Source organism: Phenylobacterium sp. FG114 (genome assembly GCF_057809855.1).
Genome location: NZ_JBMDKU010000003.1, coordinates 431,315 through 455,775, shown reverse-complemented (window position 1 = coordinate 455,775; position 24,461 = coordinate 431,315). Strand labels below are relative to the sequence as shown.

Annotated in this window: 20 protein-coding genes; 14 read left to right on the top strand and 6 right to left on the bottom strand. The window is 68.9% G+C overall.

All coding sequences use genetic code 11. The features are described from left to right. Nucleotides 1-174: 174 nt before the first annotated feature. Complete coding sequence (locus tag ACODSY_RS07465) at nt 175-1,179, top strand: LacI family DNA-binding transcriptional regulator (protein WP_488951079.1); 1,005 nt, start codon at nt 175-177, stop codon at nt 1,177-1,179. On the opposite strand, the gene ACODSY_RS07460 is transcribed toward ACODSY_RS07465, so the two are convergent. Beyond that, on the bottom strand, nt 1,176-2,180 hold the full coding sequence (locus ACODSY_RS07460) for a YeiH family protein (RefSeq protein ID WP_488951078.1): 1,005 nt from the start codon (nt 2,178-2,180) through the stop codon (nt 1,176-1,178). The two genes, ACODSY_RS07465 and ACODSY_RS07460, sit on opposite strands and share 4 nt — an antisense overlap. 173 nt (nt 2,181-2,353) lie before the next feature. Here ACODSY_RS07460 and ACODSY_RS07455 point away from each other — a divergent pair, with 173 nt between their 5' ends. From ACODSY_RS07455 to ACODSY_RS07445, 3 genes are read left to right on the top strand one after another with little or no spacing between them, the layout of a single operon-like run. Continuing rightward, nucleotides 2,354-3,262 carry an aldo/keto reductase gene (locus ACODSY_RS07455; RefSeq protein WP_488951077.1) on the top strand — a complete coding sequence of 303 codons (909 nt, stop codon included), beginning with the start codon at nt 2,354-2,356 and terminating at the stop codon, nt 3,260-3,262. Further along, nucleotides 3,259-4,329 carry an LLM class flavin-dependent oxidoreductase gene (locus ACODSY_RS07450; protein ID WP_488951076.1) on the top strand — a complete coding sequence of 357 codons (1,071 nt, stop codon included), beginning with the start codon at nt 3,259-3,261 and terminating at the stop codon, nt 4,327-4,329. Before ACODSY_RS07455 ends, ACODSY_RS07450 begins: the two co-directional genes overlap by 4 nt. After that, nucleotides 4,326-4,901 (top strand): NADPH-dependent FMN reductase, encoded by a 576-nt coding sequence (locus tag ACODSY_RS07445; RefSeq protein WP_488951075.1) that lies wholly within the window; start codon nt 4,326-4,328, stop codon nt 4,899-4,901. Before ACODSY_RS07450 ends, ACODSY_RS07445 begins: the two co-directional genes overlap by 4 nt. On the opposite strand, the gene ACODSY_RS07440 is transcribed toward ACODSY_RS07445, so the two are convergent. Then, nucleotides 4,898-6,130, bottom strand: coding sequence for an MFS transporter (locus tag ACODSY_RS07440; protein ID WP_488951074.1), 1,233 nt, complete (start codon nt 6,128-6,130; stop codon nt 4,898-4,900). The two genes, ACODSY_RS07445 and ACODSY_RS07440, sit on opposite strands and share 4 nt — an antisense overlap. Nucleotides 6,131-6,314: 184 nt before the next feature. Here ACODSY_RS07440 and ACODSY_RS07435 point away from each other — a divergent pair, with 184 nt between their 5' ends. The 4 genes from ACODSY_RS07435 to ACODSY_RS07420 all read left to right on the top strand — a co-directional run bounded on the left by ACODSY_RS07435 (nt 6,315) and on the right by ACODSY_RS07420 (nt 12,061). Next, entirely contained in the window at nt 6,315-7,403 is a 1,089-nt protein-coding gene (locus ACODSY_RS07435) for a Gfo/Idh/MocA family protein (RefSeq protein ID WP_488951073.1), read from the top strand. A 100-nt stretch (nt 7,404-7,503) separates the two neighbouring features. Next, entirely contained in the window at nt 7,504-9,765 is a 2,262-nt protein-coding gene (locus tag ACODSY_RS07430; protein ID WP_488951072.1) for a TonB-dependent receptor, read from the top strand. Between the two features lie 503 nt (nt 9,766-10,268). Beyond that, a complete protein-coding gene (locus ACODSY_RS07425; protein ID WP_488951071.1) occupies nt 10,269-11,012 on the top strand; it encodes a hypothetical protein in 744 nt (247 codons plus the stop codon). 62 nt (nt 11,013-11,074) lie between these two features. Continuing rightward, nucleotides 11,075-12,061, top strand: coding sequence for a class I SAM-dependent methyltransferase (locus ACODSY_RS07420; protein ID WP_488951070.1), 987 nt, complete (start codon nt 11,075-11,077; stop codon nt 12,059-12,061). A gap of 58 nt (nt 12,062-12,119) precedes the next feature. Here ACODSY_RS07420 and ACODSY_RS07415 read toward each other — a convergent pair whose 3' ends face one another. After that, nucleotides 12,120-13,691, bottom strand: a complete 1,572-nt coding sequence (locus ACODSY_RS07415; protein WP_488951069.1) for a DHA2 family efflux MFS transporter permease subunit — start codon at nt 13,689-13,691, stop codon at nt 12,120-12,122. A gap of 258 nt (nt 13,692-13,949) precedes the next feature. On the opposite strand from ACODSY_RS07415, the gene ACODSY_RS07410 reads away from it, so the two are divergent. The 3 genes from ACODSY_RS07410 (at nt 13,950) to ACODSY_RS07400 (ending at nt 16,836) form a co-directional block, all read left to right on the top strand. Further along, complete coding sequence (locus ACODSY_RS07410) at nt 13,950-14,963, top strand: HlyD family secretion protein (protein WP_488951068.1); 1,014 nt, start codon at nt 13,950-13,952, stop codon at nt 14,961-14,963. Between the two features lie 11 nt (nt 14,964-14,974). After that, nucleotides 14,975-16,330, top strand: a complete 1,356-nt coding sequence (locus tag ACODSY_RS07405; protein WP_488951067.1) for a TolC family protein — start codon at nt 14,975-14,977, stop codon at nt 16,328-16,330. Nucleotides 16,331-16,434: 104 nt separating this feature from the next. Beyond that, on the top strand, nt 16,435-16,836 hold the full coding sequence (locus ACODSY_RS07400; protein WP_488951066.1) for a helix-turn-helix domain-containing protein: 402 nt from the start codon (nt 16,435-16,437) through the stop codon (nt 16,834-16,836). Here the strand turns inward: ACODSY_RS07400 and ACODSY_RS07395 are convergent. Next, nucleotides 16,833-18,725, bottom strand: coding sequence for a winged helix-turn-helix domain-containing protein (locus ACODSY_RS07395; RefSeq protein ID WP_488951065.1), 1,893 nt, complete (start codon nt 18,723-18,725; stop codon nt 16,833-16,835). The genes ACODSY_RS07400 and ACODSY_RS07395 overlap by 4 nt on opposite strands. Continuing rightward, nucleotides 18,722-20,530 carry a winged helix-turn-helix domain-containing protein gene (locus tag ACODSY_RS07390; RefSeq protein ID WP_488951064.1) on the bottom strand — a complete coding sequence of 603 codons (1,809 nt, stop codon included), beginning with the start codon at nt 20,528-20,530 and terminating at the stop codon, nt 18,722-18,724. Before ACODSY_RS07390 ends, ACODSY_RS07395 begins: the two co-directional genes overlap by 4 nt. Before the next feature lie 350 nt (nt 20,531-20,880). Here ACODSY_RS07390 and ACODSY_RS07385 point away from each other — a divergent pair, with 350 nt between their 5' ends. Further along, nucleotides 20,881-21,291: an EthD family reductase gene (locus tag ACODSY_RS07385; protein ID WP_488951063.1), complete on the top strand. Its 411-nt coding sequence runs from the start codon at nt 20,881-20,883 to the stop codon at nt 21,289-21,291. Between the two features lie 3 nt (nt 21,292-21,294). Then, nucleotides 21,295-21,789 carry a MaoC family dehydratase gene (locus ACODSY_RS07380; protein ID WP_488951062.1) on the top strand — a complete coding sequence of 165 codons (495 nt, stop codon included), beginning with the start codon at nt 21,295-21,297 and terminating at the stop codon, nt 21,787-21,789. An 89-nt stretch (nt 21,790-21,878) separates the two neighbouring features. Here ACODSY_RS07380 and ACODSY_RS07375 read toward each other — a convergent pair whose 3' ends face one another. Next, nucleotides 21,879-22,973 (bottom strand): AraC family transcriptional regulator, encoded by a 1,095-nt coding sequence (locus tag ACODSY_RS07375; protein WP_488951061.1) that lies wholly within the window; start codon nt 22,971-22,973, stop codon nt 21,879-21,881. 124 nt (nt 22,974-23,097) lie between these two features. Between ACODSY_RS07375 and ACODSY_RS07370 the strand changes: the two genes are divergently transcribed. Further along, complete coding sequence (locus ACODSY_RS07370) at nt 23,098-24,429, top strand: MFS transporter (RefSeq protein ID WP_488951060.1); 1,332 nt, start codon at nt 23,098-23,100, stop codon at nt 24,427-24,429. Nucleotides 24,430-24,461: the final 32 nt, after the last annotated feature.

The following is a 24,461-nucleotide window of genomic DNA, read 5'->3' as shown; positions in this document are numbered from 1 at the left end:
GCTTCAACAATGGCGCTCCCTGAGACCCCCGGAAGATGGCGCCCCAGGCTCCGTGAGTGACGTCCTTCTCCGGCTGGAGCAGAGCGGAGACTCCTCGCACTTGCGAAGGCTGGCCCATCGAACCATTGCTAGGTGCTCCGGCGGCTTCCAGGTCGGTCAGACGGACGGGTTTTGATGAGAGCGACGATCAAAGACGTTTCGGACATGGCGGGCGTGTCCATGAAGACGGTGTCTCGCGTCCTCAACAACGAGAAGTACGTCTCGGAAAAGACCCGCATCCGTATCGAGCGGGCGATGGCGGAGCTCAACTTCCAGCCGAGCGTCGCCGCCCGCATCCTCGCAGGCAAGCGCAGCTACCAGATCGCGCTGATCTACGACAACCACAGCCCTCACTACATCCATCAGATCCAGACCGGCGTGTGGGCGCGCTGCCGCGAGGAAGGCGTCCGGCTCCTGGCCCAGCCGACTGACGTCGCCCTGGCGGAGCTCGCCCGGGAGATCGGCGGCTTGATCGACCAGACCCAGGTCGACGGCGTGATCCTGTCCTCCCCGGTGACCGACGCCATGCCGGCGCTGGAGGAGTTGGAGCGACGCAGGGTCCCCTACGTGCGGATTTCGCCTGGGACCGAGCATGAGCGAAGCTCCTCGGTCTCGATGGACGACGTGCAGGCGGCAGACGACATGACCAGTCACCTGATCGCGCTCGGCCACCGGCGGATCGGGTTCGTGATCGGCCACACCAATCACACGGCGAGCGATCTTCGCCTCTACGGATATCGCCGAGCCTTGGACCGCGCGGGCCTTCCCTTCGAACCGAAGTACGTGCGGCAAGGCGCCTTCGACTTCGCCTCGGGCGAGGCGGCGGCCGACGCCATGCTGGACCTGCCGCAGGCGCCGACCGCGATCTTCGCCAGCAACGACGACATGGCGGCCGGCGTGCTGACCGTCGCCCATCGGCGCGGTCTGGCTGTCCCCGGGGACCTGTCGGTGGCGGGTTTCGACGATACCGCCCTGGCCAGCCAGCTATGGCCGCCCCTCACCACGGTCCGCCAGCCGACCCGGGAGCTCGCCTACGCCGCCGCCAGCCTGCTCTTCGAGGCCGAGGGAGAGGTGGTGCACCGCCGGCTGCCGCACGAACTGGTCCTTCGCGGGTCGACCGCGCCGCCGCGGACGCCTTAGGCGATCAGGAACGCGGCGGCGGCGACGGCGAGCGCCAGCGCGACCACCGTCGCGGTGATGATCACCAACATGGGCCGCAACCCCTCCTTGGTCAGCGACTGCATATTCGACCGAACGCCGGTGGCGGTGACCGCGCAGGCGAGCAGAGCCGTGCTGGCGTTCGCCGAAGCGTCGGCGACCACCTGCGGGATGAGCCTCAGCGAGTTGACGCCCGCCAGGCTGAAGAAGCCGACGACGAACCACGGCAGCACGAAGCTCGAAATCTTCGCGCCCGGCTCGCGCGGTATGAACACGGCCACCGCCATCATGGCAGGGGCCAGCAGCGCGACGCGGGCCAATTTGACGATGGTGGCGGTCTCGCCGGCGACCGGGGAGAAGGCGTAGCCTGCCCCCAGGGACTGGGCCACGTCGTGGATGGCGGCGCCCATCAGGAAGCCCGCCTGCAGATCGTCGAAGCGCAGGTGGTGCGCGAGGATCGGGTAGAGGGTCATCGCCACGGCGCTCATGGCCGAGATGCCCACCAGCACCAGGGTGAGCTGGGCCTGGCTGGCGCGCCGCTCGCCCAGCAGGCTGGCGAAGGCCATGGCCGCCGAGGCGCCGCAGATCGCCACGGCGCCGCCGCAGAGGGCGCCGAAGGCGGCGGTGAAGCCGAGGAGGCGCGCTGCCAAAACGGCGGAAGCCAATGTCAGGGTGACTATGACCACGACGGACAGAAGGGCGACAGGACCGAGCTCAGCGATCTGCGTGAGGGTCACCCGCGCCGCGACGAACACGATACCCCACCGCAGCAGGGTTCGCGACGCGAATGCGAGCCCTGGGCCGAGCCGGCGGTCGGTCCCCAGGAAGTTCAGGGCTAAGCCGAACAGCAGGCACATCAGCGTGAGCGGCGCCCCATAGTGGTCCGACACATAGCCCGCCGCGAGCGTGGCGAGCACCGTCACGGCCAGGCCGGGGAGATGACCCCGCACGCCGGTACTCGGGGAGACGTCGCTGTCGCTCACGAAAATGCCCCTCAGGACGCAGGGCGCTTGCCAAGCGCGCGTCCGCTCTCCTATCAATATGACAACGCTATCATATGGCGGCGCCGGGGCAACAGGACCGAGATTCGAGGGGTTTCGCGCTCCTCGGCTCGCCCCGCACGCCGCAGAAGTCTTCAGGGCGGTGACCTAAATCCATGACTGTTCTTGCGGCGCCATCGCCCAGTCGTCCGCTGTACGACGGCGGACCTGAGGTTTCGTCCATCGCCTGGGGCATGTGGCGCTTCGCGGGAGACGACGTGGCGGCCGCCGAGGCTCGTGTCCAAGCTGCGCTGGACGCAGGCGTGACCCTCTTCGACACCGCCGACATCTACGGTCCAGACAATGGCGAACCGTTCGGTGCGGCCGAGACTCTGCTGGGCCGCGTGTTCGCCGCCAACCCGACGCTGGCCGCCCGCATGGTCATCGCCACCAAGGGCGGCATTTCGATGGGAGTGCCTTACGATTCGAGCGCGGGCTACCTGACCTCGGCCATCGACGCCTCCCTGCGGCGCATGGGGATCGACCACGTGGCGCTGTGGCAGATCCACCGGCCGGACCTGCTGACCCATCCCGCCGAGATCGGCGAGGCGCTGAGCGCCGCGCATAAGGCCGGCAAGATCGGCGCGGTCGGAGTTTCGAACTTCACCCCCTGGCAGGTCGAAGCCCTGGCGGCCCACCTGGCGCTTCCGGTGGTGTCCTGCCAGCCCGAGTTCTCGCCTCTGGCGATCTCACCCCTGACGGATGGCGTCCTGGACCAGGCGATCGCCCGGCGCATGACCGTGCTGGCCTGGTCGCCCCTCGGGGGCGGCCGCCTGGCGGCGCCGACCGACGACCGCGCACGCCGCGTCGCCGAGGCCTTGGACGGGAAGGCGGAGGAGGCCGGCGTCAGCCGGGCCGCCGCCGCGTACAGCTGGATCATGGCTCATCCGAGCCGACCGATCCCGATCGTGGGCTCCCAGACCCCCGCCCGGATCGCCGATATCCCCGCCGCCTTCAAACCCCGATGGACCCGCGCCGAATGGTACGCGGTGCTCGTCGCCTCCATGGGAGAGCCGCTGCCATGACCCGTCCCCCCTGCGAAGTCTCCTGGTTTTCCGCGCTCTGCGACGACGACTACGAGTTCCTGGGCGTCCCGGATCCGATGCTGAAATCCAGCTGGGAGCACTGCCGGGACATCGTCCTTCAGGCCGAGGCGGGCGGGTTCGACAACATCCTGTTGCCGTCCGGCTATGAGCTGGGGATGGACACCACGGCGTTTGCCGCTGGCATCGCGCCGATGCTGCGGCGGATGCGCCTGCTGATGGCCGTCCGCATCGGCGAGATGTGGCCCCCGCAGCTGGCGCGCCAGATCGCCACCATCGACCGCATGCTGGGCGGCCGGCTGACGGTCAACATCATCTCGTCGGACATGCCTGGCGAGAAGCTGGCGTCGGCCCCGCGCTACGCCCGCACGGTCGAAGCCATGAGCATCCTGAAGACGATGCTGAACGGCCAGCCGCTCGATCACCACGGTGAGTTCTGGAAATTGAAGCTGGATCCGCCGCGCGTCGGCACGGTTTCCGGCAAGGCGCCGCTCCTCTACTTCGGCGGCTTGTCGGAGGACGCCCGCGAGGCGGCGGCCAAGGGCTGCGACGTCTTCCTGATGTGGCCGGACAAGAAGGAGACGGTGGCCGCCACCATCGCCGACATGACCAGCCGCGCCGCCAAGCACGGTCGAACCCTGAAGTTCGGCTATCGGGCCCACGTGATCGTTCGCGACACTGAGGCCGAGGCGCGATCTGCGGCCGACCGGCTGCTGTCCAAGCTCGACGCGGCCACCGGCGAGGCGATCCGGGCCAAGTCGCTGGATTCCACCTCGGCCGGCGTACAGGCCCAGGCGGCGCTGCGTGAGAGCGCCGCCGACGACGGCTATGCGGAAGCGAACCTTTGGACGGGCGTCGGCCGGGCTCGTTCGGGCTGCGGAGCGGCGATCGTCGGCGATCCGGACCAGGTGCTCGCCAAGCTCAATGACTACCGCGACATGGGTATCGAGGCCTTCATCCTGTCGGGGTATCCGCACGCCGCCGAGGCCGACCTCTTCGCCCGTCACGTCCTCCCCAAGATCGAGCACGGGCCTCTGGTCGTCGCGTGATCAAGGGGCTTCCCTTCGTCGTCGGGATCGGCGGCACGACGGTCTCGCCCTCGTCCACCGAGCGCGCTCTCGACATCGCCCTCGGCGCCGCCGAGCGGCGCGGCGCGGAGGTGCGGATGTTTGGAGGCGCCTTCCTCTCGCGGCTGCCGCTCTACGTGCCGCGGGCGCCTGAACGCACATCGGAAGAGTCAGAGTTGGTCGAGGCGGTTCGCCGGGCGGACGGGATCCTGATCGCCTCGCCGGGCTACCACGGCAGCATCTCCGGCCTGGTGAAGAACGCGCTCGACCTGCTGGAGGAGACCGCCGCCGACCCGCGCGCCTATTTCAGCGGCTTGCCCGTAGGCCTCATCGCTACGGCCTACGGGGCGCAGGCCACCGGCGGGACCATCGCCGCGCTCCGGTCGATCGTGCACGCCTCGCGGGGCTGGCCGACCCCGCTAGCCGCGGCGGTGAACAGCGCGGTGTCACGGTTCTCGGACGATGGCGTCTGTTCCGACCCCGCCGTCAGCGTGCAACTCGCCCTGGTGGGCGAGCAGGTCGTCGATTTCCTGAAGCGCCCAGCCCTGGCCTAGTGGGCGGCGCCCGCGGGCAACTCGCCGCGTTCGCCCTCCAGCAGCCGGATGTTCGGCAGCATCAGGTGGATCCAGCCGAGCGCCAGAAGATAAGAAACTGCCGCAAATAGGAAGAGCGGCAGGTAGCCCAGGCCCGCGGCCAGCACCATGCCGGCGACCTTCAGGATCAGCATGCCGCCTATGTTGCCGCTGAACACCCCGAAGCTGGTCATCCGGCCGATCTTCGACTTCTCGGTGACGTCGGTGATCAGTGCGAAGAGGTTGGTCGAGAAGCCCTGATGGGCGGCCAGCACGAGCGCCAGGATGGCAGCGGCGGCGAGGGGGCTCTGCGCCAGGAGTGCGATAGGCAGGGGAAGCACCATCAGGCCGCTGATCAGCATCGCGGTCTTGCGCACCCGGTTTACGGGCGCGCCGCGCGCCAGGAAGCGGGTCGCGAGGGTTCCGCTGACCACCGAGCCGACGGCCGCGCCCGTGTAGGCAAGGGCGAGATAGGGCGCGAGACCCAGGCCTGTCAGGCCGAATTGCCGGTGGAGGAAATCGGGCATCCAGAACAGCAGCAGCCACCAGGTGGAGTCGCTGAGGAACTTCGCACCGGCGACGGCCCAGCCGGCCCGCTCGCGCAGAACGGACGTAGCGGGCGCGCCGCCGACCCGCAGCGGGCGCTCGTCGGTGTCGCCGAACCGGATCTTTCGACTGGCGGCGAGCCATGCCAGCGACCACACGACGCCCGCCACGCCCGCCAGCATGAAGGCCCCGCGCCAGCCGAACGGGATTGCGATCAGCGGAATGAGGAATGGCGCGCTTATGGCCCCGAAGCTGGCGATGGCGTTCTGCAGGCCCACCCCTGTGGAGCGCATGTGCGGCGGGAAAATCGTGGCGATGGTCTTGATCGCCGTCGGCGTGACGGCGGCCTCGGTGGCGCCGAGGCCGATGCGGCAAACCGTGAACTGTATGAGCGAATGCGCCCAGCCATGGAGCATCGCCGCGACACTCCAGCTGAAGACGGCGAGGGGGTTGGCCCACTTCACGCCCAGCTTGTCGACCAGTGGGCCAGCGCCCAGAAGCGCCACCGCGGTCGCGCCCTGGAACCAGGCGCCGAGGGTGCCGTAGTCGTCGTCTGTCCAGCCGAGCTCCGCGGCCATCTCCGGCTTCAGCACCGAGATGATTTGCCGGTCCACGAGCGCCAGGATGCCCGAAAGCGCCAGCAGCCCGAAGAGGATCCACCGCATCCGCAATGACGGCAGCTCACCCTGGGGGCCGGTCGCCAAAGTGTCCGCATCGCGCGTCAAGCTTGCCTCCCCCTAAACGCTCGGCCCGCGGTTGTCTGCGCAACTTTTGGGCTTGCTCCACCAAGCAGTCTGGGAGAATGCTCACAATAAGTCAGCGCTGTCATATCGATTTTGGGAGGGGCTTTTGCCCGAGGTTGTCCGCTACGGCCTGGTCGGCACGGGTATGATGGGCGTCGAGCACCTGAACAACCTCGCGGTCACGCCGGGCGCGGTGGTCACCGCGCTCGCCGACCCCGTGGCGACGTCGCTCGGCTGGGCGCGGACGGCCCTCGGAGCGCAGGCCGACCGCGCGGTTGCGTTCAGCGACAGCGCCGCGCTGGCGAAGAGCGGCCTCGTGGACGCGGTGATCGTGGCCAGTCCCAACAACACCCATCGGCGGGTCCTCGAGCCCCTGTTCGACGCCGGGCTTCCCATCCTCTGCGAGAAGCCTCTGGCCACGACGATCGAGGACGCCCGCTGGATCGTGGACCGTGCCGCCAAGACGCCCGCGCCATTCTGGACGGCGATGGAGTATCGCTACATGCCGCCCGCCGCGGAGTTCATCTCCGAGGTGCACGATGGGCGGGTGGGCGCGCTGCGCATGCTTTCCATCCGCGAGCATCGATTTCCTTTCCTGGAGAAGGTCGGCGACTGGAACCGCTTCGCCGCCAACACCGGCGGCACCATGGTCGAAAAGTGCTGTCATTTCTTTGACTTGATGCGCCTGATCACCCGCTCCGAGGCGGTGCGGGTGTACTGCTCGGGCGCCATGGACGTGAACCATCTGGACGAGAGCTATGATGGCCGCCGCCCCGACATCATCGACAACGGCTTCACGACGGTCGACTTCGCCAATGGCGTGCGCGCCATGCTCGATCTCTGCATGTTCGCCGATGGGGCGGAGAACCAGGAAGAGATCACCGCGGTCGGCGATTCCGGACGCCTGGACGTCCTGATCCCCAGTGGGACGGTGACCTATTCCCCGAGGGTTGGTTTCCGCAATCCGAAGCGCATCGAGACGCGCGTCGTCGGCGTGGACGCCACGGCGCTGAAGGTCGGCACCCACCACGGCTCGACCTTCTACGAACACCAGCGGTTCAACGCCGCGGTGCGAGGAGAAGGCCCGGTGGAAGTGACCGCGAACGACGGGCTGATGGCGGTGGCCATCGGCGCGGCCGCGGAGATTAGCGCCCGTGAGAAGCGGGTCGTGGAGATGAGCGAACTCGGCTTCTGAACGACGGGGGCAACACGCGACCCGATCGCGGTTGGCCCAGACATGACAACGCCAGACATTTGTTCAAGCGAAGCAAAAGAACAACGACCCAGGGGGAAACATGACCAAGACCACTTTGATTTGCGGGGCCGCCGCGGCGGCCATGATGCTCGCGGCCCCGCCGGCCTTGGCCCAAACGGGCGGTGACGACGCCGTAAACCTGGGCGAGATCGTCGTCACGGCGCAGAAGCGGGAAGAACGGCTGCAGGACGTGCCGGCCGCCGTTTCGGTGATCTCGGGCGATGCGTTGGCGACGCGGGGATCCGTGAACCTTGAGAGCGCTCAGTACCTGGTGCCGACGCTGAACTTCCGGAAGTCCGGCACCACCATCAACCAGACCCTGTTCCTGCGGGGCGTTGGCACCTCCACCTTCTCCATCGCGGGGGAGCCTTCGATCTCCACGGTTGTGGACGGGGTGGTGTTCAGCCGCGCCGGCGAGGCCTTCAGCGACCTGATCGACGTCGAGCGCATCGAGGTGCTGCGCGGTCCGCAGGGCACCCTGTTCGGCAAGAACACTTCGGCCGGCGTGATCAATATCGTGACCAAGCGGCCCGGCGACACCCTGGGCGGCTATCTGGAGGGCGGAGCTTTCAGCAACGGCGGTGAGTATCGCATCCGGGCCGGCGTCGACGTGCCGTTCAGCGAGACGGTGAAGGGGCGCTTCACTGCCTTCTACGGCACGTATGGCGGCAATATCCGAAACGTCACCCTCGACAAGCGGGTCAACGGCTACGAGCACTGGGGCGTACGCGGCGTGGTCGTCGCCAAACCCAGCGAGGCGCTGGAACTGACGATCATCGCCGACTACCGCGAGAGCGACGACGACTGCTGCGCCGAACTGATCGGCACCGTGCCGTCCAACCTGACCGCCACGGTCCTGCCGACGCCGCGCGGCGACCGCACCCGCCGGGCCGCGCAAAACCTCATCACCGCCACGACCGAGAAGAGCGGCGGTGTCTCCCTGCAGGCCGACTGGAGCGTGGGCGAGCAGGTGGTGACCTACATCGGCTCGTACCGCGAGTACGACAACACCGAGATCCGCGACGGCGACTGGCTGCCGCGCGCCTATGTGGGCTTCAACGAACTGCACGATGTGGGTCCGCAGACAAGCAACACGCTGACCCAGGAACTGCGTCTGACCTCGCCCGCGGACCAGTTCTTCTCCTATGTGCTGGGGGCCTACTACTCGCGCGCCGAGACCGACCGCACCTTCACCCGCAACGATATCGTATGCACGCTGACGCCGGCTCCCACGGGCCTAACGCCCTGCGGCGCGCCCGGCACGGTGGTAGCCATGCCGACAGGGACGGCCACCTTCGGGTCGGTGTTCAAGAACTACGCCCTGTTCGGCCAGGGCGTGGCCAACATCAGCGAGCGGCTACGGCTAATCGGCGGCTTGCGGTTCACTGCCGACAAGCTGTCGGTCTATCACCAGCGCGTAACCCCGTTGGCGGGACCGGGCATCGCCGCCAGCTTCGGCCCATTCGCCGACAGCACTTCGAACGACAATATCTCCGGCAAGGCTGGCGTGCAGTACGACCTGGCCGACAGCTCGACCGCCTACGCCACCTATTCACGGGGCTACAAGGGTCCAGCCTACAACGTCTTCTACAACCTGAGCGCAACAGGGACGAATGTCATCGATGCCGAGACCGCCGACAGCTATGAGGTCGGCCTTAAGAATACCCTGTTGGACGGTCGGCTGATTCTCAATCTCGCCGCCTATTACGCAAAATACCATAACTTCCAGGCAAATAACCCCGACACCGTAGCCGGCGTCCTGGTGACCCGCTTCACGAACGCCGGGACGATTTCGACCCGGGGCGGCGAACTCGACTTCCTGTTCCGGCCGATGAGCGACCTGAACATCTCGGGCGGGCTAGCGTATACAGACGCCAAGGTGGACCAGTTCAAGGTGCCCACCAATGGTGTGGTGACCGGCGTGGTGCCCTCAGGCACCCAACTGGGCTACGCGCCCAAGTGGAAGGGTTCGCTGGCGGTCGACTACCGCATCCGCGATGTGGGTCCGGTCGACCTCGTGCTGGGCGCGCAGGGCTCGTTCCAGTCCAAGCAGATCGCCCAGTTCGACGCTTCAGCGGCCATCCGCAACGCCACCACGATCGACGGTTACGGGCTCATCGACCTGTCCGCTGGAATCGTCGATCGGGACGACCGCTATCGGATCCTGTTCCAGGTGAAGAACCTGCTCGACACCAGCTTCGCCTCGGCGATCACCAGCGGCGGGCCGGGCGGGAGCTACCGCTATCTGATCCCGCGGGAAGCAGATCGCTACTATGGCGTCACCGCGCGGGTGAACTTCTAAAAGGCTTAGGCCACCAGCCCTCAGCGGCGCCCGCGCGCGTGCTGAGGGCTGACCCCGCGTCGCGACACCCACGGCAGCCCCCGACGAATGTCCGCTTCCGGGGGCGAACCCGAGCCGTTTCCAGGCGCAGAGCGGCCCCCTGGCGCGCCCAACCACGTCGATTCAGCGAGAGCTCGGTTTGCCGGCCGGCCGCCGTCGGACGTGGGGCTGCCTAACACCAGCTTGACTGGCGCTTCGGCCTCGGCCGACGAAGCGCGGCGCCTGGCTGGCGTTCTGTGTGACGGATCGTCCGGCTGAGCAACGCAAGGGGGCGAGGCCGTCTGGCCGGTCTCGGCCATTTACCTATGATGGTATGTAACGGAAGGGACTAATCGGAAGGGAGTCCAAAGCTGTCCACGCTTCTGTGTGGAGAGCGCTTGTAGGGTTGTATGAGTTTATATAATACAACCTACATGGCGCTATCCCTGCGCTAGGATCCCCCCACCCGAAAAAGGTAGTCCCGCGTGCAAGCCGTGCTTGATCACATCGAGGCCCGTCGGCAGGCCTACGCTTCGCTCCCCCTCTTCGACCATCTCCGCGACCCCGGCGACGACCCAGCCGGCGCGCTGACGTTCATGCGCAACGCCGCGCACTTCGTGATGAGCTTCGCCGACCTCAATCGGTTCTGCTTCCGCGATGAGATCCACACCGGCGGCTGGCAGGACGACGTCAACGCCCACACCTACGAAGACGACCATCACTGGCCCTGGTACCTCAGCGACCTGAAGACGCTCGGACTGGACGACCGGCTGTCCTTCACCGAGGCACTGCAGTTCCTCTGGGCGGACGCCAACCGCGAGACGCGCCTGCTGTCCTATCGCCTCTGGGCCCTGGCGGAGAACGCGCTTCCGCTGGAGCGGATGGTCATCATCGAGGCGATCGAAGCCACGGGCGTCGTTTTCTTCGGCGGCCTCGTCTCCGTTTCGCGCCGCGTTCCCGAGGGTCGCCTCGCGCGGCCGCTCATCTATGTGGCCGACCACCACTTCGCCGTCGAGCAGGGCCACGCGGCGGGCCAGGCGTCGCACGACGAGCGTCTCGCGCAGATCGCTCTCAGCGACGCCGAGCGTCGGCGGTACATCCGGCTGGTCGACGCTGTGTTCGACCACTTCATCGCCTGGTCGGCCGAACTCTACGTGCACGCGATGCGAGGCCCGAGAGCCGAAAACGCCCTCGCAGCCCGCCGCGATCCCCAGCGGAAGCAAGCCTGACGGGCGACCCTGCAACCGCGGCCGGCGTCCGGGGACGCGGCCGCCCCAACCTTCCCAGGCCCATGATCATCCACGCACCCTCGCTTCTCACGGTCACGTCGATCCGGCGAGAACTGGAAGACCTCAAGACGGCCCAGCGGGCCTTCGCCGACCTCATCCTCGAGCGCCCCGTGCGCGATCCCGCCGCGTTCTACAGCGACGTGCGCGCCCGCGGCTTCGCCCTGAACCGTGCGATGCACGCGGTGATGCAAGCCGGCCTGGGGCCCGAAGACGTGCGGCCGCTGGTCGAGGAGGCGCGGCGCGCCTACCGCTGCTCGGACTTCGTTCGGCGCGTCGGCGACTGGCCGCGGGGCTACCGCGGCGACTTCGAAACCATCACGTCCGTGATGACCATGGCGAACGCCCACCCGGCGAGCCGGCCCGAACACTACATCGAGCACTTCATCCTCGACACGGCGATGTCGCAGCAGCATCGCAACAAACTGGCGGCCCAGGCCTCGGTGTTGATGTGGGGGCTGGCCCGTTCACGGGACGCGCGCGTGCTTTCCATCGCGGCGGGCGCCGCACCCGAGTTCGCCGCCTTTATCGATCACCTGCCGCGCGCACAGCAGACGATCGTGCTGAACGACGGCGAGGCCGAGGCGCTGGAGCACGCGCGCGAGACCTTCGCGGGGTCCGCGTTCGCGCCTCTGCTCGTGCCAGGCAATGTATTGCGCAGGGTTCCGCAACTCGAACGGGCCGGCCGCTACGACTGCGTGGTCGCCGGCGGCCTTTACGACTATCTCGACGACCGGGCGGCGTTGCTGCTCACCCGGATCGTACTGGAACGCCTGCTGAAGCCGGGCGGCCGCTTCTTCTTCACCAACGTCGCGCCGGGCAACCCCTTCCGGCCTTGGCTCGAGTGCATCGCCGACTGGCGGCTCATCGAGCGGTCGCGCGAGCAGTTGCGCGACCTCGTCGCAGCCTCGGCGCCGGACGCCAGGGTGACGATGGCGCGCGAGGCGACCGGCCTCGTGGAGATGGTGACCGTGGAGCGCGGCCCAGCCTGACCGGCGCCCATCAGACAGACGGAAGAGCGGCCGGGCGGCGACGCCCGGCCGTTTTGCGTCAGTGCAGCGCCCCGGTGTCGTTCATGGCCGGCGTCCGGCAGAACGGCGCGATCAGCAGGACCGCCAGGAAGGCGAGCCCCAGGAGGTGGAAGATGTCCGCGAAGGCCAGCGTTGCGGCCTCGCGGGCGATCACCCTCGCGAGCCCCGCCAGGGCCATGTCGTGGGCGAGGCCCCCGTCCGGCGTGACCGTGCCGAAGCGTTCGCCCAGGTCCTGCAGCGCCCCGGCGGCATAGCCCGTCGCCTGCGCAGAGCCCTCCGATAGGCGCAGGGTGTAGAGGCGGGTGAAATCGATCAGCTGTGAATTGACGACCGCGATTCCGACCGCGCCGCCGAGGTTCCGCATCAGGTTGAACAGCCCCGAAGCGGCGTGCAACGCCTCCCCCTCCTGGCCGAACAGCGCCATCGAGATCGCCGGCATGATGCACAGCAGGATCGCGAGCCCACGCACGGCCTGCGGCAGGAACAGCTCGGCGAACCCCCATTCAGGCGTGACGTTCGCATAGAGGAAGAGAAAGAGCGCGAAGAGCGCGAAGCCCGCGGCGATGACGATGCGCCCGTCCACCACGGCCAGCAGCCGCACCGAGATCGGCGCGCCGATGGCCATGAAGGCGCCGGACACCACGACCACCCACCCGACCTGCAGCGAGGAGTAGCCTCGAACGAGTTCCAGGAACACTGGTGTCAGGTAGATGGTGGCGTAGAGGCCGACGCCGATCACGAAGTTCAGGATGCAGGCCAGGCCGAAGAGCTGTCGCCGGAACGGCGCGAGGCTGACCACCGGGTTCGCCGAGCAGAAGCAGCGCTCGAGGAACAGCATCGCGGCGATGAACGAGAGCCAGGCGGCCGTGGCCACCGAGATGTCGCCGAGCCACTCGTGCCGCGGACCTTCCTCCAGCACGTATTGCAGCCCGCCCAGGAACACCGCCAGCGACGCCACGTGCGCCCAGTCGATCCGGCGCAGCAGGCCAAGGTCGCCGTTGTCCACCTTGCCGATCACCGGCAGGACCGTGACGATCAGGACGCCGGGCGCGACATTGATGAAGAACAGCCAGCGCCAGTCGGCCACCTCGGTGATCCACCCGCCCAGGCTCGGCCCGAGCATCGGCCCCAGCGTGGACACCATGCCGAGGATCGCGGTCATGGTCGCGCGCCGCCGCCCCTCGAAAAGCACATAGCCCATGGCGAAGCAGGTGGGCACCATGGCTCCGCCCACGAACCCCTGAATCGTGCGGAACGCGATCATGGACTCTAGGTCCCAGGCGAGTCCGCACAGCAGGCTGGAGGCGGTGAACAGGGCGGCCGAGGCGGTGAACAGCCATTGCGTCGAGAGCGACCGCGCAAGGAAGGCCGCCAGCGGGACCATGACGATCTCCGCCATCAGGTAGGCCGTCTGCACCCAGGCAATCTCGTCGGGGCCGGCGCTCAGGCCGGCCTGGATCTGGGCGAGCGACGCGGCGACGATCTGGATATCCATGAGCGCCAGGAACTGACCCAGCGCCATGACGCAGAAGATGAGGGTCTTGCGCCCTTCGCTGAGCCCCGCGACCGGATCCTCCCTTGCCACCGACATGCCGCCCCTCTCTATTCAATTACCTATTGATGTATGACAATGTTTCATACTACCTACAAGACGCATATAGTCGATAGCGATCCACCGCCGAGATCCAACGGTCGGTTTGGGCTAGCGGAGGGCAACAGGCCGATGAGTAGCGTTGCAGCCAAAGATTCTCATGCCCTTGCTGAGACGTCGGCACGCGTGCGGCCGAGTCGGCGCATCCTGGTGGTGACCGGCGTCGCCATCGCCCTAGGTGCTTTCGGGGTTGTATGGATGAGGATGGCGCCAACCTCGGTGGCTACCGACAACGCCTACCTGAAGGCCGACAGCACACTCGTTTCGACCCGGGTCCGGGGCCTAGTGGCCGAGGTGCTTGCGACCGACAACGCAATGGTGCGCCCCGGCCAGCCGCTGCTCCGCGTGGACTCCCCCGAGTACGTGGCGCGGCTCGCCGCCGCGCAGGGCGAGTTGGCCAAGGCGGAGGCCCAGCTGGCGGCGGCGCGGGCCGCGCTCGCGCGAGGCTACGCCGAGGGTGACCTTGCCCGCTCCGTCGTGCGCCAGGCGGCCGCCGACATCACCGCCGCCGAGGCCCAGTCGGTCCGAGCCCGCGCCGACCTGGGCCGCTACGACGCCCTGGCCGCGGACGGAACCGTGGCGCGACGCGAGGCGGAGAAGGTTCGCGCAGACGCGATCGGCGCGGAGGCGACCCTTGAGCGCAGCCGCGCAACCCTGGCCGTCAGCCGGGCGCAGGCGGTAGCGACCGAGCGACGGCAGGCCGAACTCGCCGCCGCTGTCGCGGCGGCGGAGGCGGAGCGGGCACGCGCGCAGTCGGCGCTCGACCTCGCCCGCCGGGATGAGACCGACACCCTGGTGCGCACCCCGATCGCCGGTGTCGTGGCCGATCGCAAGGTGAACCCCGGCGACTATGTGCAGCCCGGCATGCGCCTGCTCACCATCGTGCCGTCCCGCGGTCTGTACGTGACCGCCAACTTCAAGGAGACGCAGACCCCGCGCGTGCTGGTCGGACAGCCGGCGACCGTCAAGGTCGATGCGTTGCCCGGGGTGGTCCTGAGGGCGCGGGTCCAGAGCGTCTCGCCCGCCTCGGGGGCGGAGTTCGCACTGCTGCCATTCGAGCCCGGCACGGGCAATTTCACCAAGATCGTCCAGCGCGTGCCGGTCCGCCTGACCTTCGAACCTGGCCAGCCGGAAGTCGCCCGACTGAGGCCGGGACTGTCGGCGCGCGTCAAGGTGGTCTTCGACCGTGGCGCCGACGTCTCTACGAACTGAAGGATAAGTCAGTGGTGCGCACCGCTCGGGCCTCCATGGCCGCCGCCTTCGTCCTCCTGCTCGGCGCAGCCGGTCCCGCGCAGGCAGACGCCGGTTCGGCCTCGACCGCGTGGTCGGGCGCTGGTTGGTGGCGCGCGTACGATGATCCGCAACTCCAGGCGCTCATAGAGCAGGGGCTGGCGAACGCCCCGCGAATGGCCGGCGCGCGGGCGAGGGCGAAACGGGCTCAGGCCGCCGCCGACCGGACAGCCGCCGCCGGCAGGCCCGGTCTGATGGCGCTCGGCGCGATGAGCCGCCTCGATGCCGGCGACGGGCGGCTGGGCGATCTTGCGGCGCCGGGCGACGGGCGCAGCGCCGCGGCCGGCGCCGGCCTCCTGCTGAGCCACGATCTGGACCTCTGGGGCAAGGCGCGCGCCCAGACCTCGGCGGCAAGGGCCGAGGCTCGCGCCGCCACCGCCGACGCCGACGCCACCGCGCTGCTGGTCTCCACCGGGATCGCGCGCGCCTATGGGGAGTTGGCCGCGCTGCTGGAGCTCCGCGACCTGCTGTGGCGGGGGGCGGCGGTGCGGCAGGACATGCTGGCCGCCGTACGCCGACGCGGCGACGCCGGGGCCGCTTCGGTGTCCGACCTGCGGACCGCCGACCACGCCGTCGCCCAGGCGGCCGCAGAGGTGGCGGCCTGCGACGAAGCGATCGCCCGCGCCCGGGCCGAGCTTGCGCTTTGGGTGGGGACACAGCCGGAGGCCATGGCGAACCTTGCGCGCCCCCGGTTGCGGGTCGGCGACTCCCTGGCCGACGGACACATCGAGGCTGGCGGACCCGAGCTCGCCGCCGCCGGGGAGCGGCTCGCCGCCGCGGCATTGCGCGTCGATGCGGCCCGCGCCGCTTACTTCCCCGATCTCCGGCTAGTGCTGGCCGGCGCGCAGATCGCCGGCGCCGACGCTCTGCTGGGCGGCGGAGACCTCAGCGCCCTCGGCTCGACGCTGCAGCTCCCCCTTCTGGACGGTGGACGCCGGCGCGCCGCCCTGAAGCTGGCGCGCGCCGAGCGGGACGTCGCGGCGGCCGCACGCGACGAGACGCGGCATCGGCGTGTGGTTGAGGCCTTCGCCGCCGAAACGGCCCACCCCGCACTGATCCGCCAGGTGGCCCATCAGCGCGCGGCCGTGGCGGCGCGCACCGCCACGTGGGAGAGCCTGCGTCGACGTTTCGAGGTCGGCGACGCCGATGCCTCGGCCCTGCTGGCGGCGGAGGATAGCCTCCTGGCCGAACGCCGACACCTCCTGACCCTCGAGTCGAGGCGCTTCCAGCTCGAGCTCGACGTCGTGCAGGCCACGGGCGGCGGCTGGCGCGCGGCGGGCGCCCGGTGACGGACAAGGTCGCCGGACCTGTGGCCCAGCGCGATTTGACGCCGGCCGTCGCAGTGCTAAGCAGCGTCCTCGCCCCCCGATCTAGCGCCTACTCGGTGACGGAATTGACGACGACTGCAGCGCCCGAGGCGCCGGACCCGATCGATGTGGATGTCGGCCGACGCATCAAGCTGCGGCGCACGGCGGCTGGCGTCACCCAAACCGAACTTGCCGTGCACCTCGGCATCAGCTTCCAGCAGGTGCAGAAGTACGAGCGCGGCGCCAATCGGGTCTCGGCCTCCATTCTGGTCCGCACGGCCGCCTTCCTCGGCACGACCGTCGCGGAGTTGGTTGGCGAGGCCCCGGGCGCGAAGGAGACGGAGGACCGCCTCACCATCCTCTCGACGCCGGGCGCCATGGCCCTGCTCGAGGTGTTCGCCCGCATCCAGCCGTCGCTGCGCGGCGCGGTCCTGCAGCTCGTGCGGGTCATGGCCGACGAAGCCGACCTCAACCGCCGGCCCGACTAGCGCCTGCAGGCGTAGGGCAGCGGCGCCGGGGGAGGGCGTGAGATCCCCTCGCGCGCCAGGAGCGCCTGGAGCTGCGGATACGGCCTTGCATCGAAGCTCGGATAGACGAGGAACTGCACCAGCGTAGACAGGCCCTCGGTGGTGTCATAGGGCGCAAGCAGGGCTTCGGCGGCGCGCTCGTCACCTATGAGCTGGGCCGCGTTCCAGCGCGACGTCAGTTGGCCTTCTCCCTCGATCACCCCGCGCAGACGCGCCGCGTCTGCCTGGCGGCCTTCCGCGCACGCCTGGCGCATTTCGGCGAGCGCGCGGTTCCAGGGGGCCATCTTCGACCCGCTCACCTTCGCGAGCGCGGCCCGCGCCCTGTCGAGCCGGCCGGCCATGAGGTAGGCCCGCTGCGCTTGGTACTGCGTCGTGGCGTTGTCGGGGCGCATCGCCAGCTGCTCGTCGGCGCGGCGCGCGGCCGCGGCGATATCCTGGGCGTGGACGGAAGCTGTGATGGCGCGCGATTGCGGCAGCCCGTCCTGCATCGACGCGCGGTGGATCGTCTCCGCCGCGAGGGACACCCACTCCCATTCGCCGACGTAGGCGCCCAGGTCGGTCATGTCGTCCCACGCCTCCAGGTCGCGAGGGCGAGCACGAAGGTACCGCACCAGCAGCCCGTGCGCCTGGCGAAGCTGGAGCTGGGCGACGGCGGCTTCGGCTTCGTATTTCAAGCGCTCGACCGGGTCGCGGCTGGACGCAACGGCCTGACTGACGCGCAACAGATACTGTCGCCGCCGCTCTGCGTCGGAGACGTCGCCGCGGGCCGCGGCGTCCATGCGCGTGGCATTGCCGGACCAGCTTTGTGCGGCCAGCCAGTGCGCGCGCGCGAACCCGGGATCGAGTGCGCGCGCCCGCTCGAACGCCTCGGCCGAAGCGCGCGCGTCGGCCAGGTCGCCGCCCGCCATGTTGCGCTGGCCCAGGGCAAGTCCGCGGAGGTAGGCCTCGTACGCGTCGACCGATCGCGTGCCGGTCGCCAGCATCGCGCGCAGGCGGATTGGATCCAGAATCGTGCGCAGGGCGCGGGCGACGTCGAAGGCGATCTCCTCCTCGACCGCAATGACGTCCTCCGCTTTCTCGTCATACAGTTTGGACCAGAGGTAGGTCCCGTCGGCGGCGAGGATCAGGTTGACCCGGACGCGCAGCCGCCCGTCGGCGCGACGGACGCCGCCTTCCAGGATGTGCGCCACCGAAAGGCTGCGCGCCACGTCGGACGGAGCCTGTTTCGTGGCGCGAAAGCGCAGCGAGGCGCGCTGCGAGACCACCCGAAGGTCCGGGGTCCGCGCGAGGCTCGTGAGAATCTCCTCAGTTAGGCCGTCTGCGAGCCATTGCTGATCCTTACCCTCGGACTCGTCGCGGAACGGAAGCACCGCGATCGACTTCTCCGCCGCGGGCGCTGACCTCCTGGGACGGAGCGCGGTGGCGACGCCAACCGCGCCCGCGCCCAGAACGGCCGCGCCTGCCAGCCCCAACAGGACCCGACGTGTCGCCCACCGCGTCTTAGGGGCGGCGCCTTCGCGCTCGAGTTGGTCGACAGAGGTGACGGGCCCGATGAAGCGGTAGCCCCGTCCGTGCACCGTGCGGACGAGCGTGGCCTCGCGGGCGTCGTCTCCGATGGCGCGGCGAAGATCCTTGACCGCCGTGGTCAGCACCCCTTCGCCGACGTCGCGGTCTCCCCAGACTGCGTCCAGAAGCTCGCTCTTGGCGCACACCTCCTGCGGGTTATCCATGAGCACGCGCAGCAGGGCGAAGGCCTTCGACCCCAGCACGACGGGCTGACCGTCGACCCAGAGTCGCTCATCCACGAGGTCCAGCTGCAGCCGACCGCTCAGGCGATAGCGCGCGCTCATGCCGGGACGGGGGACGGACACGCGTTGCGGATCGGCACTGTCCGGCGCGGCCGGATCCCCTGTTCCCGCAGGATCCGCGACAGTTCCGGAAAGTCCGCGGGATCGAAGCTGGGATAGATCATGAACTGTATGAGCGTCGGCAGGCCGGCGGGCGTATCGAGCGGCCGCAGCAACGCGCGGGACTTCGCCGCGTCTCCCATCTGCTCCGCGGCGACCCAGACGGCGCCGAGCTCGCCGGCCGCCTCGATCCTGGCGCCCAGGGCCGCGGCATCGACGACGCGGCCTTCAGCGCAGGCCTGACGCTGCTCCGCGAGCAAGCGCGTGGAAATCGGGATGTCCGATGCCAGGATCCGCCGCAGCAGCACGCGAGCGTCGTCGAACCGGTCGGCTCCGATGTAGGCGCGATGCGCCTGGTAGACGGTCGTGATGTCCGCCGGCGCGACGGCCAGCTGCTGGCGCGCGCGACGGTAGGCCAGCGCGTAGTCCTCCTGCTGAAACGGCGCAGCCAGAGCACGCGACCGCGGAGCGCCATCCAGCAGCGACAGCGCGTGCACGCGCTCGCTCGCCTGCTCGAAGGCGGCCTGCTCGCCGGCAAAGACGGAGAGGTCGGTCATCACGTTCCAGGCGTCGACGTCATTGGGCCGCGCCGCCAGGTAGCGCTCCATCAGCCGCTGCGCCTCACGCAGGTTGAGCCGCATCCAGGCCGCGCCAGACCTGTACTTCAGCCGGTCGACATCGTTGGGGCTGGCCGCGATGGCCTGGTCGACGCGCGAGAGCGCCTCGGCAAGCCGCCGATCCGCCGGGAGTTCCGCGTAGCCGGTCGGGTTGATGGAGGTGCTGTTGCCGAACCACACCTGGGCGGCCCGCCAGTGCGCCGTGGCGAAGCCGGGGTCGAGCCGCCGGGCGGTCTCGTAGGCCTCGCCCGCGGACCGCAGGAACCGGCCATCTCCGATCAGGCTCTCCCGCCGTTCCAGCCCCAGCCCGCGGAGGTAGGCGTCATAGGCGTCGACAGATCGTGTCCCGACCTCGACCATGGCCCGCAACTGAGCCGGATCGATAACCGTCTTCAGCGCGCGCGCGATGTCGAAGGCGATATCTTCCTGGACCCGCATCACATCGGCGCCCTCGCGATCGTAGCTTTGCGACCAGACATGGGCGCCGTCACTGACCCTAACCAGCTTGACGGTGACGCGCAGCCGCGCGCCCGACCGCCGAACCGAGCCCTCCAGCAGGTTGGAGACGCCGAGCTGGCGGGCAACCGCGCGCGGGTCGCGCCCCCCTTGCGTGAACTGCGTCAGCGCCTGCTGCGAGGTGACCCGCAGATCGGGCGCGCGCGTCAGGCTGTTCAGGACTTCCTCGGTCAGCCCGTCGGCGAACCAGTTCTGGTCTCGTCGTTCCGACAAGTCGGTGAAAGGAAGCACCGCGACCGACTTGCTGTCCGCGGGCCGCTCGGCCGGGAGGACGTAGTGAAGAACGCCCGCCGCCAGAGCTGCGGCCACCGCCGCGCCCCCGCCGACCAGAAGCGTGCGGCGGACCAGCGTCTTGCTGGGCGGCGCGACGTCGTCCCGCGCGTCCACAGGCAAGAGGTAGCGATAGCCGCGGCCATGGACGGTGCTGATGAACCTCGCGTGGCGAGCGTCATCGCCCAGCGCCTTGCGAAGGTCCTTTATGGTCGTGGTCAGCAGCGTGTCGCTCACTGCCAGCCCTGACCAGACCCGCTCGACCAGTTCCTCCTTCGTCAGCAGGGTCTGCGGCGTCTCCATGAACGCGCGCAGCAGCGCGAACGGCTTGCCGCCCAGAGGCATGAGCTTGCCGTCGCGCCATAGGCGCCCTTCCACGCGGTCGAGCCGGAGTGGCCCGCTCAACAGGAACCGATGCGTTCGGGCCTCTTCGACTGGACTGCCTCCGCGGCTACCTGACCGGGCACACATGGTCGCCCTTATGCTACTGCCGAACCCGGCGCGCCGGCTCAAGCGCCGTTCGTCGCGACGCGAGCGTCTGCAAGCGGCGGTTCGCTGCCCGTCCTCAGCAATTTTCAGAAGATTTCAGAACTCCGACAGGACCGCTGCGCGCGGCGATCTGAATGGTGGCTTCGTCGCCGGGGATCGGTCCTGCGACCGCAGCGGCGCACGCGCCATGATGTCCGGAGGAGCGCTTGATCAAAATCACCATCGCCTATCCCAGGGTCTCTGGCCGGGCGTTCGACCACGACTACTTCTTCAATCGGCACCTGCCCCACCTCCTCGACGTCGCGGGCGATGCGGTGACGCGCGTAACGGTCGAGCGCGGCGTCGACGCGCCGGCCTGGCCGGAGGCCCAGCACGAGGTGATCTGCAGCCTGGAGTGCGAGAACCGCGAGACGTTCGAAGCCGCCTTCTTCCCGCAGATCGAGGAGTTGCAGGACGACATGGAGCGCTGCGGCGGCGCGGCGCCCACCATCCAGGTCAGCGAGATTGTCCTCAATCCCGCCGCCCGCGCGGGGACGCCGCGAAAGCAACAGTCGCGGCTCCATCACCTCTGTCCGCCGAGCCCGGGCGGCGCCCTCGCCATCGCGACCGCTGTTTAGGACATGAACGCTTCTTCGAACGAACCGCCCCATGGCTCGCGCAAGGTCGGACCCCATCCGTCCGGGGGCTACATCCTGGGCGAGCTTGTCGTCGGAATGACCGCTGAGAAGCGCCTTCTCGTCACCGACGAGCGGATTGGCCGGTTCGCGGAGGCGTGTGACGACTTCAACCCGCTGCACACGAACGAGGCCTTTGCGTCCCGAACGGCCTATCGGGGCCGGATCGCGCACGGCTTGTTGTCGGCGTCGTTCGGCTCGGCGGTCGTCGGCACGATCCTGCCCGGCGCAGGGGTAATCTGCCTGTCCCAGAGCCTGAGGTTCTACAAGCCTGTGCGGATCGGTGACCTGGTGCTCGCCCGCGTGGCCATTGCGGCGATTGACAAGGCAGCCGCTCAGGCTGTGCTGAGCTTGGAAGTCTACGCCGGGAATGAACTCGTGATGGACGGCGCAGCCACCATCCGTGTTCCGCGTCGCCGGCGCGGCCCAAGAGCCCTTTAGGCCGCCTCCGGCAGCGAGCCACTCCACGGAACCCCGTGAGTCGGCCAGTCTGAAGATGACCACTGCGCTCCCCGCCGTGGCGGCCGAGGCTAGCCCCGACGGACCTCGGCGAAGGTCCTGCCGGTCCAGCGTTTGACGGCGCGCCTGAGGTTGGAGCTGTCGCTGAAGCCGACCTTCCAGGCGATGTCGTCGGCGCTGATGCGGGTGGTCTGCAGGTACTCCAGCGTGAGCGTCCTGCGCACGTCATCGACGATCCCCGCGTAGGCGTGCCCGGCGTCGTCGAGGCGTCGCCTCAAGGTCCGCTCAGTCATGCCGAGGCGCTGCGCGACCGCCTCCATGGACGGGAACCGGTTCGGCGAGAGCATCAGCAGCTGATAGACGTCGCCGGCGACGCCCGTCGTCATCTTGGCCTGGCCCACGAGCCGGTCGCAGGTCTCTTCCAGCATGGCTCGGGTCAGCCGATTGGCCAGTTCGGGCGCCCGGTCGAGGAGGCTGGCCGGGTAGTGCAGTTCATGAGCGGGCCGGCCGAACAGGCATGGGCACGCGAGCGCGGCCTCGTCCGCCGCGGTCCGGCCGATGTCCTCCAGGCCGAAGACCGCCCGGATCGGACGTGTGGCGGCGCCCATCACGTCGCGCATGTGGGTGCAGGTCATCATCATCTGCTGGCGCAGCAGGAAATGGCGGAGATCCTGGCCCATCAGGTCTCCGTAGATCTCAGTGAAGGTCCAGATCGCGAGGTCGCCGTCCCGACGCCAGCCCAGCTGCTGGATCGGCGTGGCGAGCGGATGATAGCGCACGGCGAAATCGAAGAAGTCCTGCATCGTCGGCGAGCACATCAGCGCGTAGCCGTACATGCCGTAGGCGGACAGGTGGAGGCGGGCGCCGACCTCGTACGCGACGCCTAGATCGACGCCGGCCTCCACGACGTTCTCGCAGGCGGTCAGATATTGGCGGATCGAGGTGAGCGAGTTCGGGTCGCGGACGTCGGCCAGGCTGAGGCCCGCGCCAGCCAGTACCGCCTCGGGGGCGAGGCCGGCCGAGGCCACGGCGTCGATGAGCGTGGCGATCTTGTAGGGCGCGAAAATGCGCTGGTCGGGGAGGGGGCGTCGGAGCGGTCGGCCCGGTCGGGGGGCCTCACCGCCGGTCGGTCCGGAACGCGCGCCGTCCGATCTGGTCTTCGCCACGGGTCACCACTTTGTCCGGGAAAGACATATAGCTGTCCGGCAAAGACCTCAAACGCCACATCGTTCTGGATATCCTTTCGTCACGGCCGGCGGAGATCGGCCGCTACCGGAAGGGAGAGGGATCGTGACAACCCAAGGCGCCGCGCCGGCGCGCACTTCGACCGTGAGGCTCGCCCTGACCTCCTCGGTAGCGGCTGGCGTCGAATGGTACGACTTCTTCGTCTACGGCACGGCGGCGGCGCTGGTCTTCCCGCACATCTTCTTCTCCCCGGACCTGTCGCCCCTGGTGGCGCAGCTCGCCGCTTTCAGCACCTTCGCCGTCGGCTTCATCGCCCGGCCCCTGGGCGGGGTGGTGTTCGGGCACTTCGGCGATCTCCACGGCCGCAAGGCGACCCTGGTCGCGGCGCTGATGATCATGGGCGTCTCGACCCTGCTCGTCGGACTGCTGCCGACCTATGCCGGCGTCGGCATGTGGGCGCCGCTCATGCTCATCGCGCTGCGCTTCGTGCAGGGCTTCGCGGTGGGCGGTCAGTGGGGGGCCGCCGCGCTCATCGCCATCGAAAACGCGCCGGAAGGGCGTCGCGGCCTGTTCGGCAGCTTCGTACAGATCGGGGTGCCGTCGGGCGTGGTCCTGGCCAACATCGCCTTCATCGCCTCGGATCGCCTGATGGACCGCGCGGCGTTCGAGGCGTGGGGCTGGCGGATCCCATTCCTCCTCAGCGGCGTGGTGGTCGGGCTGGCGCTCTATGTCCATACGCGGATGGAGGAATCACGCGAGTTCGCGGCCGCTTCCGCGAAGCGGAGGGAAGGCGGTACGTCACAGCAGCCCAGCCGCTCCCCGATCCTGCAGGTGATCGCCTCCAGCTGGCGGCGGATCCTCCTGGCGGGCGGGGCCTTCATCGCCAGCAACGCGTGCTTCTACGTGATCATCACCTGGGTCATAGCCTATGGGACCAGCGAGCTGCGGCTGTCGCGCGAGCTGATGCTGGCGTGCGTGATGTTCGGCAGCCTCTGCATGATCCCGGCCCTCATCCTGGTCGCCGGCGCGTCGGATCGATTCGGCCGGTACGGACTGTTCCGGCTGGGATGCATCACGACGGGGCTCTGGTCCTTCGCCTTCTTCCCACTGCTGGAGACCGGGACACCCGCCGGCGTGGGCGGAGCGATCGCCATCGGCCTGTGCTGCGTCGCCATGATGTACGGCCCGCAGGCGGCGCTGTTCGCCGAGCTGTTCTCGACCGAGGTGAGGTATTCGGGCGCGTCGCTGGGTTACCAGGTCGGCGTCCTGCTGGGCGGCGGCTTCGCGCCGATGATCGCCACCGCGCTGTTCGCGGCGTCGGACAACAGTACGACGGTGGCGGGATACATGGCCGCCACCTGCCTCGTGTCGCTTGTCTGCGTCTCATGGCTCCATGCCCACCGGAAGGCGAGTGAGCCGACCATCTCCGCGCCCTAGCGAAGGCGCGCCGCCGGTGGGATCGTAGGCCC

Bases quoted from the DNA above. Each gene is read 5' to 3' on its own strand.
- ACODSY_RS07390 (WP_488951064.1), bottom strand. From the start codon at position 20,530: ATGCCTCTGGGCGGCAAGCCGTTCGCGCTGCTGCGCGCGTTCATGGAG.
- ACODSY_RS07420 (WP_488951070.1), top strand. From the start codon at position 11,075: ATGATCATCCACGCACCCTCGCTTCTCACGGTCACGTCGATCCGGCGA.
- ACODSY_RS07395 (WP_488951065.1), bottom strand. From the start codon at position 18,725: ATGAGCGCGCGCTATCGCCTGAGCGGTCGGCTGCAGCTGGACCTCGTG.
- ACODSY_RS07450 (WP_488951076.1), top strand. From the start codon at position 3,259: ATGACCCGTCCCCCCTGCGAAGTCTCCTGGTTTTCCGCGCTCTGCGAC.
- ACODSY_RS07415 (WP_488951069.1), bottom strand. From the start codon at position 13,691: ATGTCGGTGGCAAGGGAGGATCCGGTCGCGGGGCTCAGCGAAGGGCGC.
- ACODSY_RS07410 (WP_488951068.1), top strand. From the start codon at position 13,950: ATGAGGATGGCGCCAACCTCGGTGGCTACCGACAACGCCTACCTGAAG.
- ACODSY_RS07440 (WP_488951074.1), bottom strand. From the start codon at position 6,130: ATGCGGTGGATCCTCTTCGGGCTGCTGGCGCTTTCGGGCATCCTGGCG.
- ACODSY_RS07465 (WP_488951079.1), top strand. From the start codon at position 175: ATGAGAGCGACGATCAAAGACGTTTCGGACATGGCGGGCGTGTCCATG.
- ACODSY_RS07430 (WP_488951072.1), top strand. From the start codon at position 7,504: ATGACCAAGACCACTTTGATTTGCGGGGCCGCCGCGGCGGCCATGATG.
- ACODSY_RS07380 (WP_488951062.1), top strand. From the start codon at position 21,295: ATGAACGCTTCTTCGAACGAACCGCCCCATGGCTCGCGCAAGGTCGGA.
- ACODSY_RS07455 (WP_488951077.1), top strand. From the start codon at position 2,354: ATGACTGTTCTTGCGGCGCCATCGCCCAGTCGTCCGCTGTACGACGGC.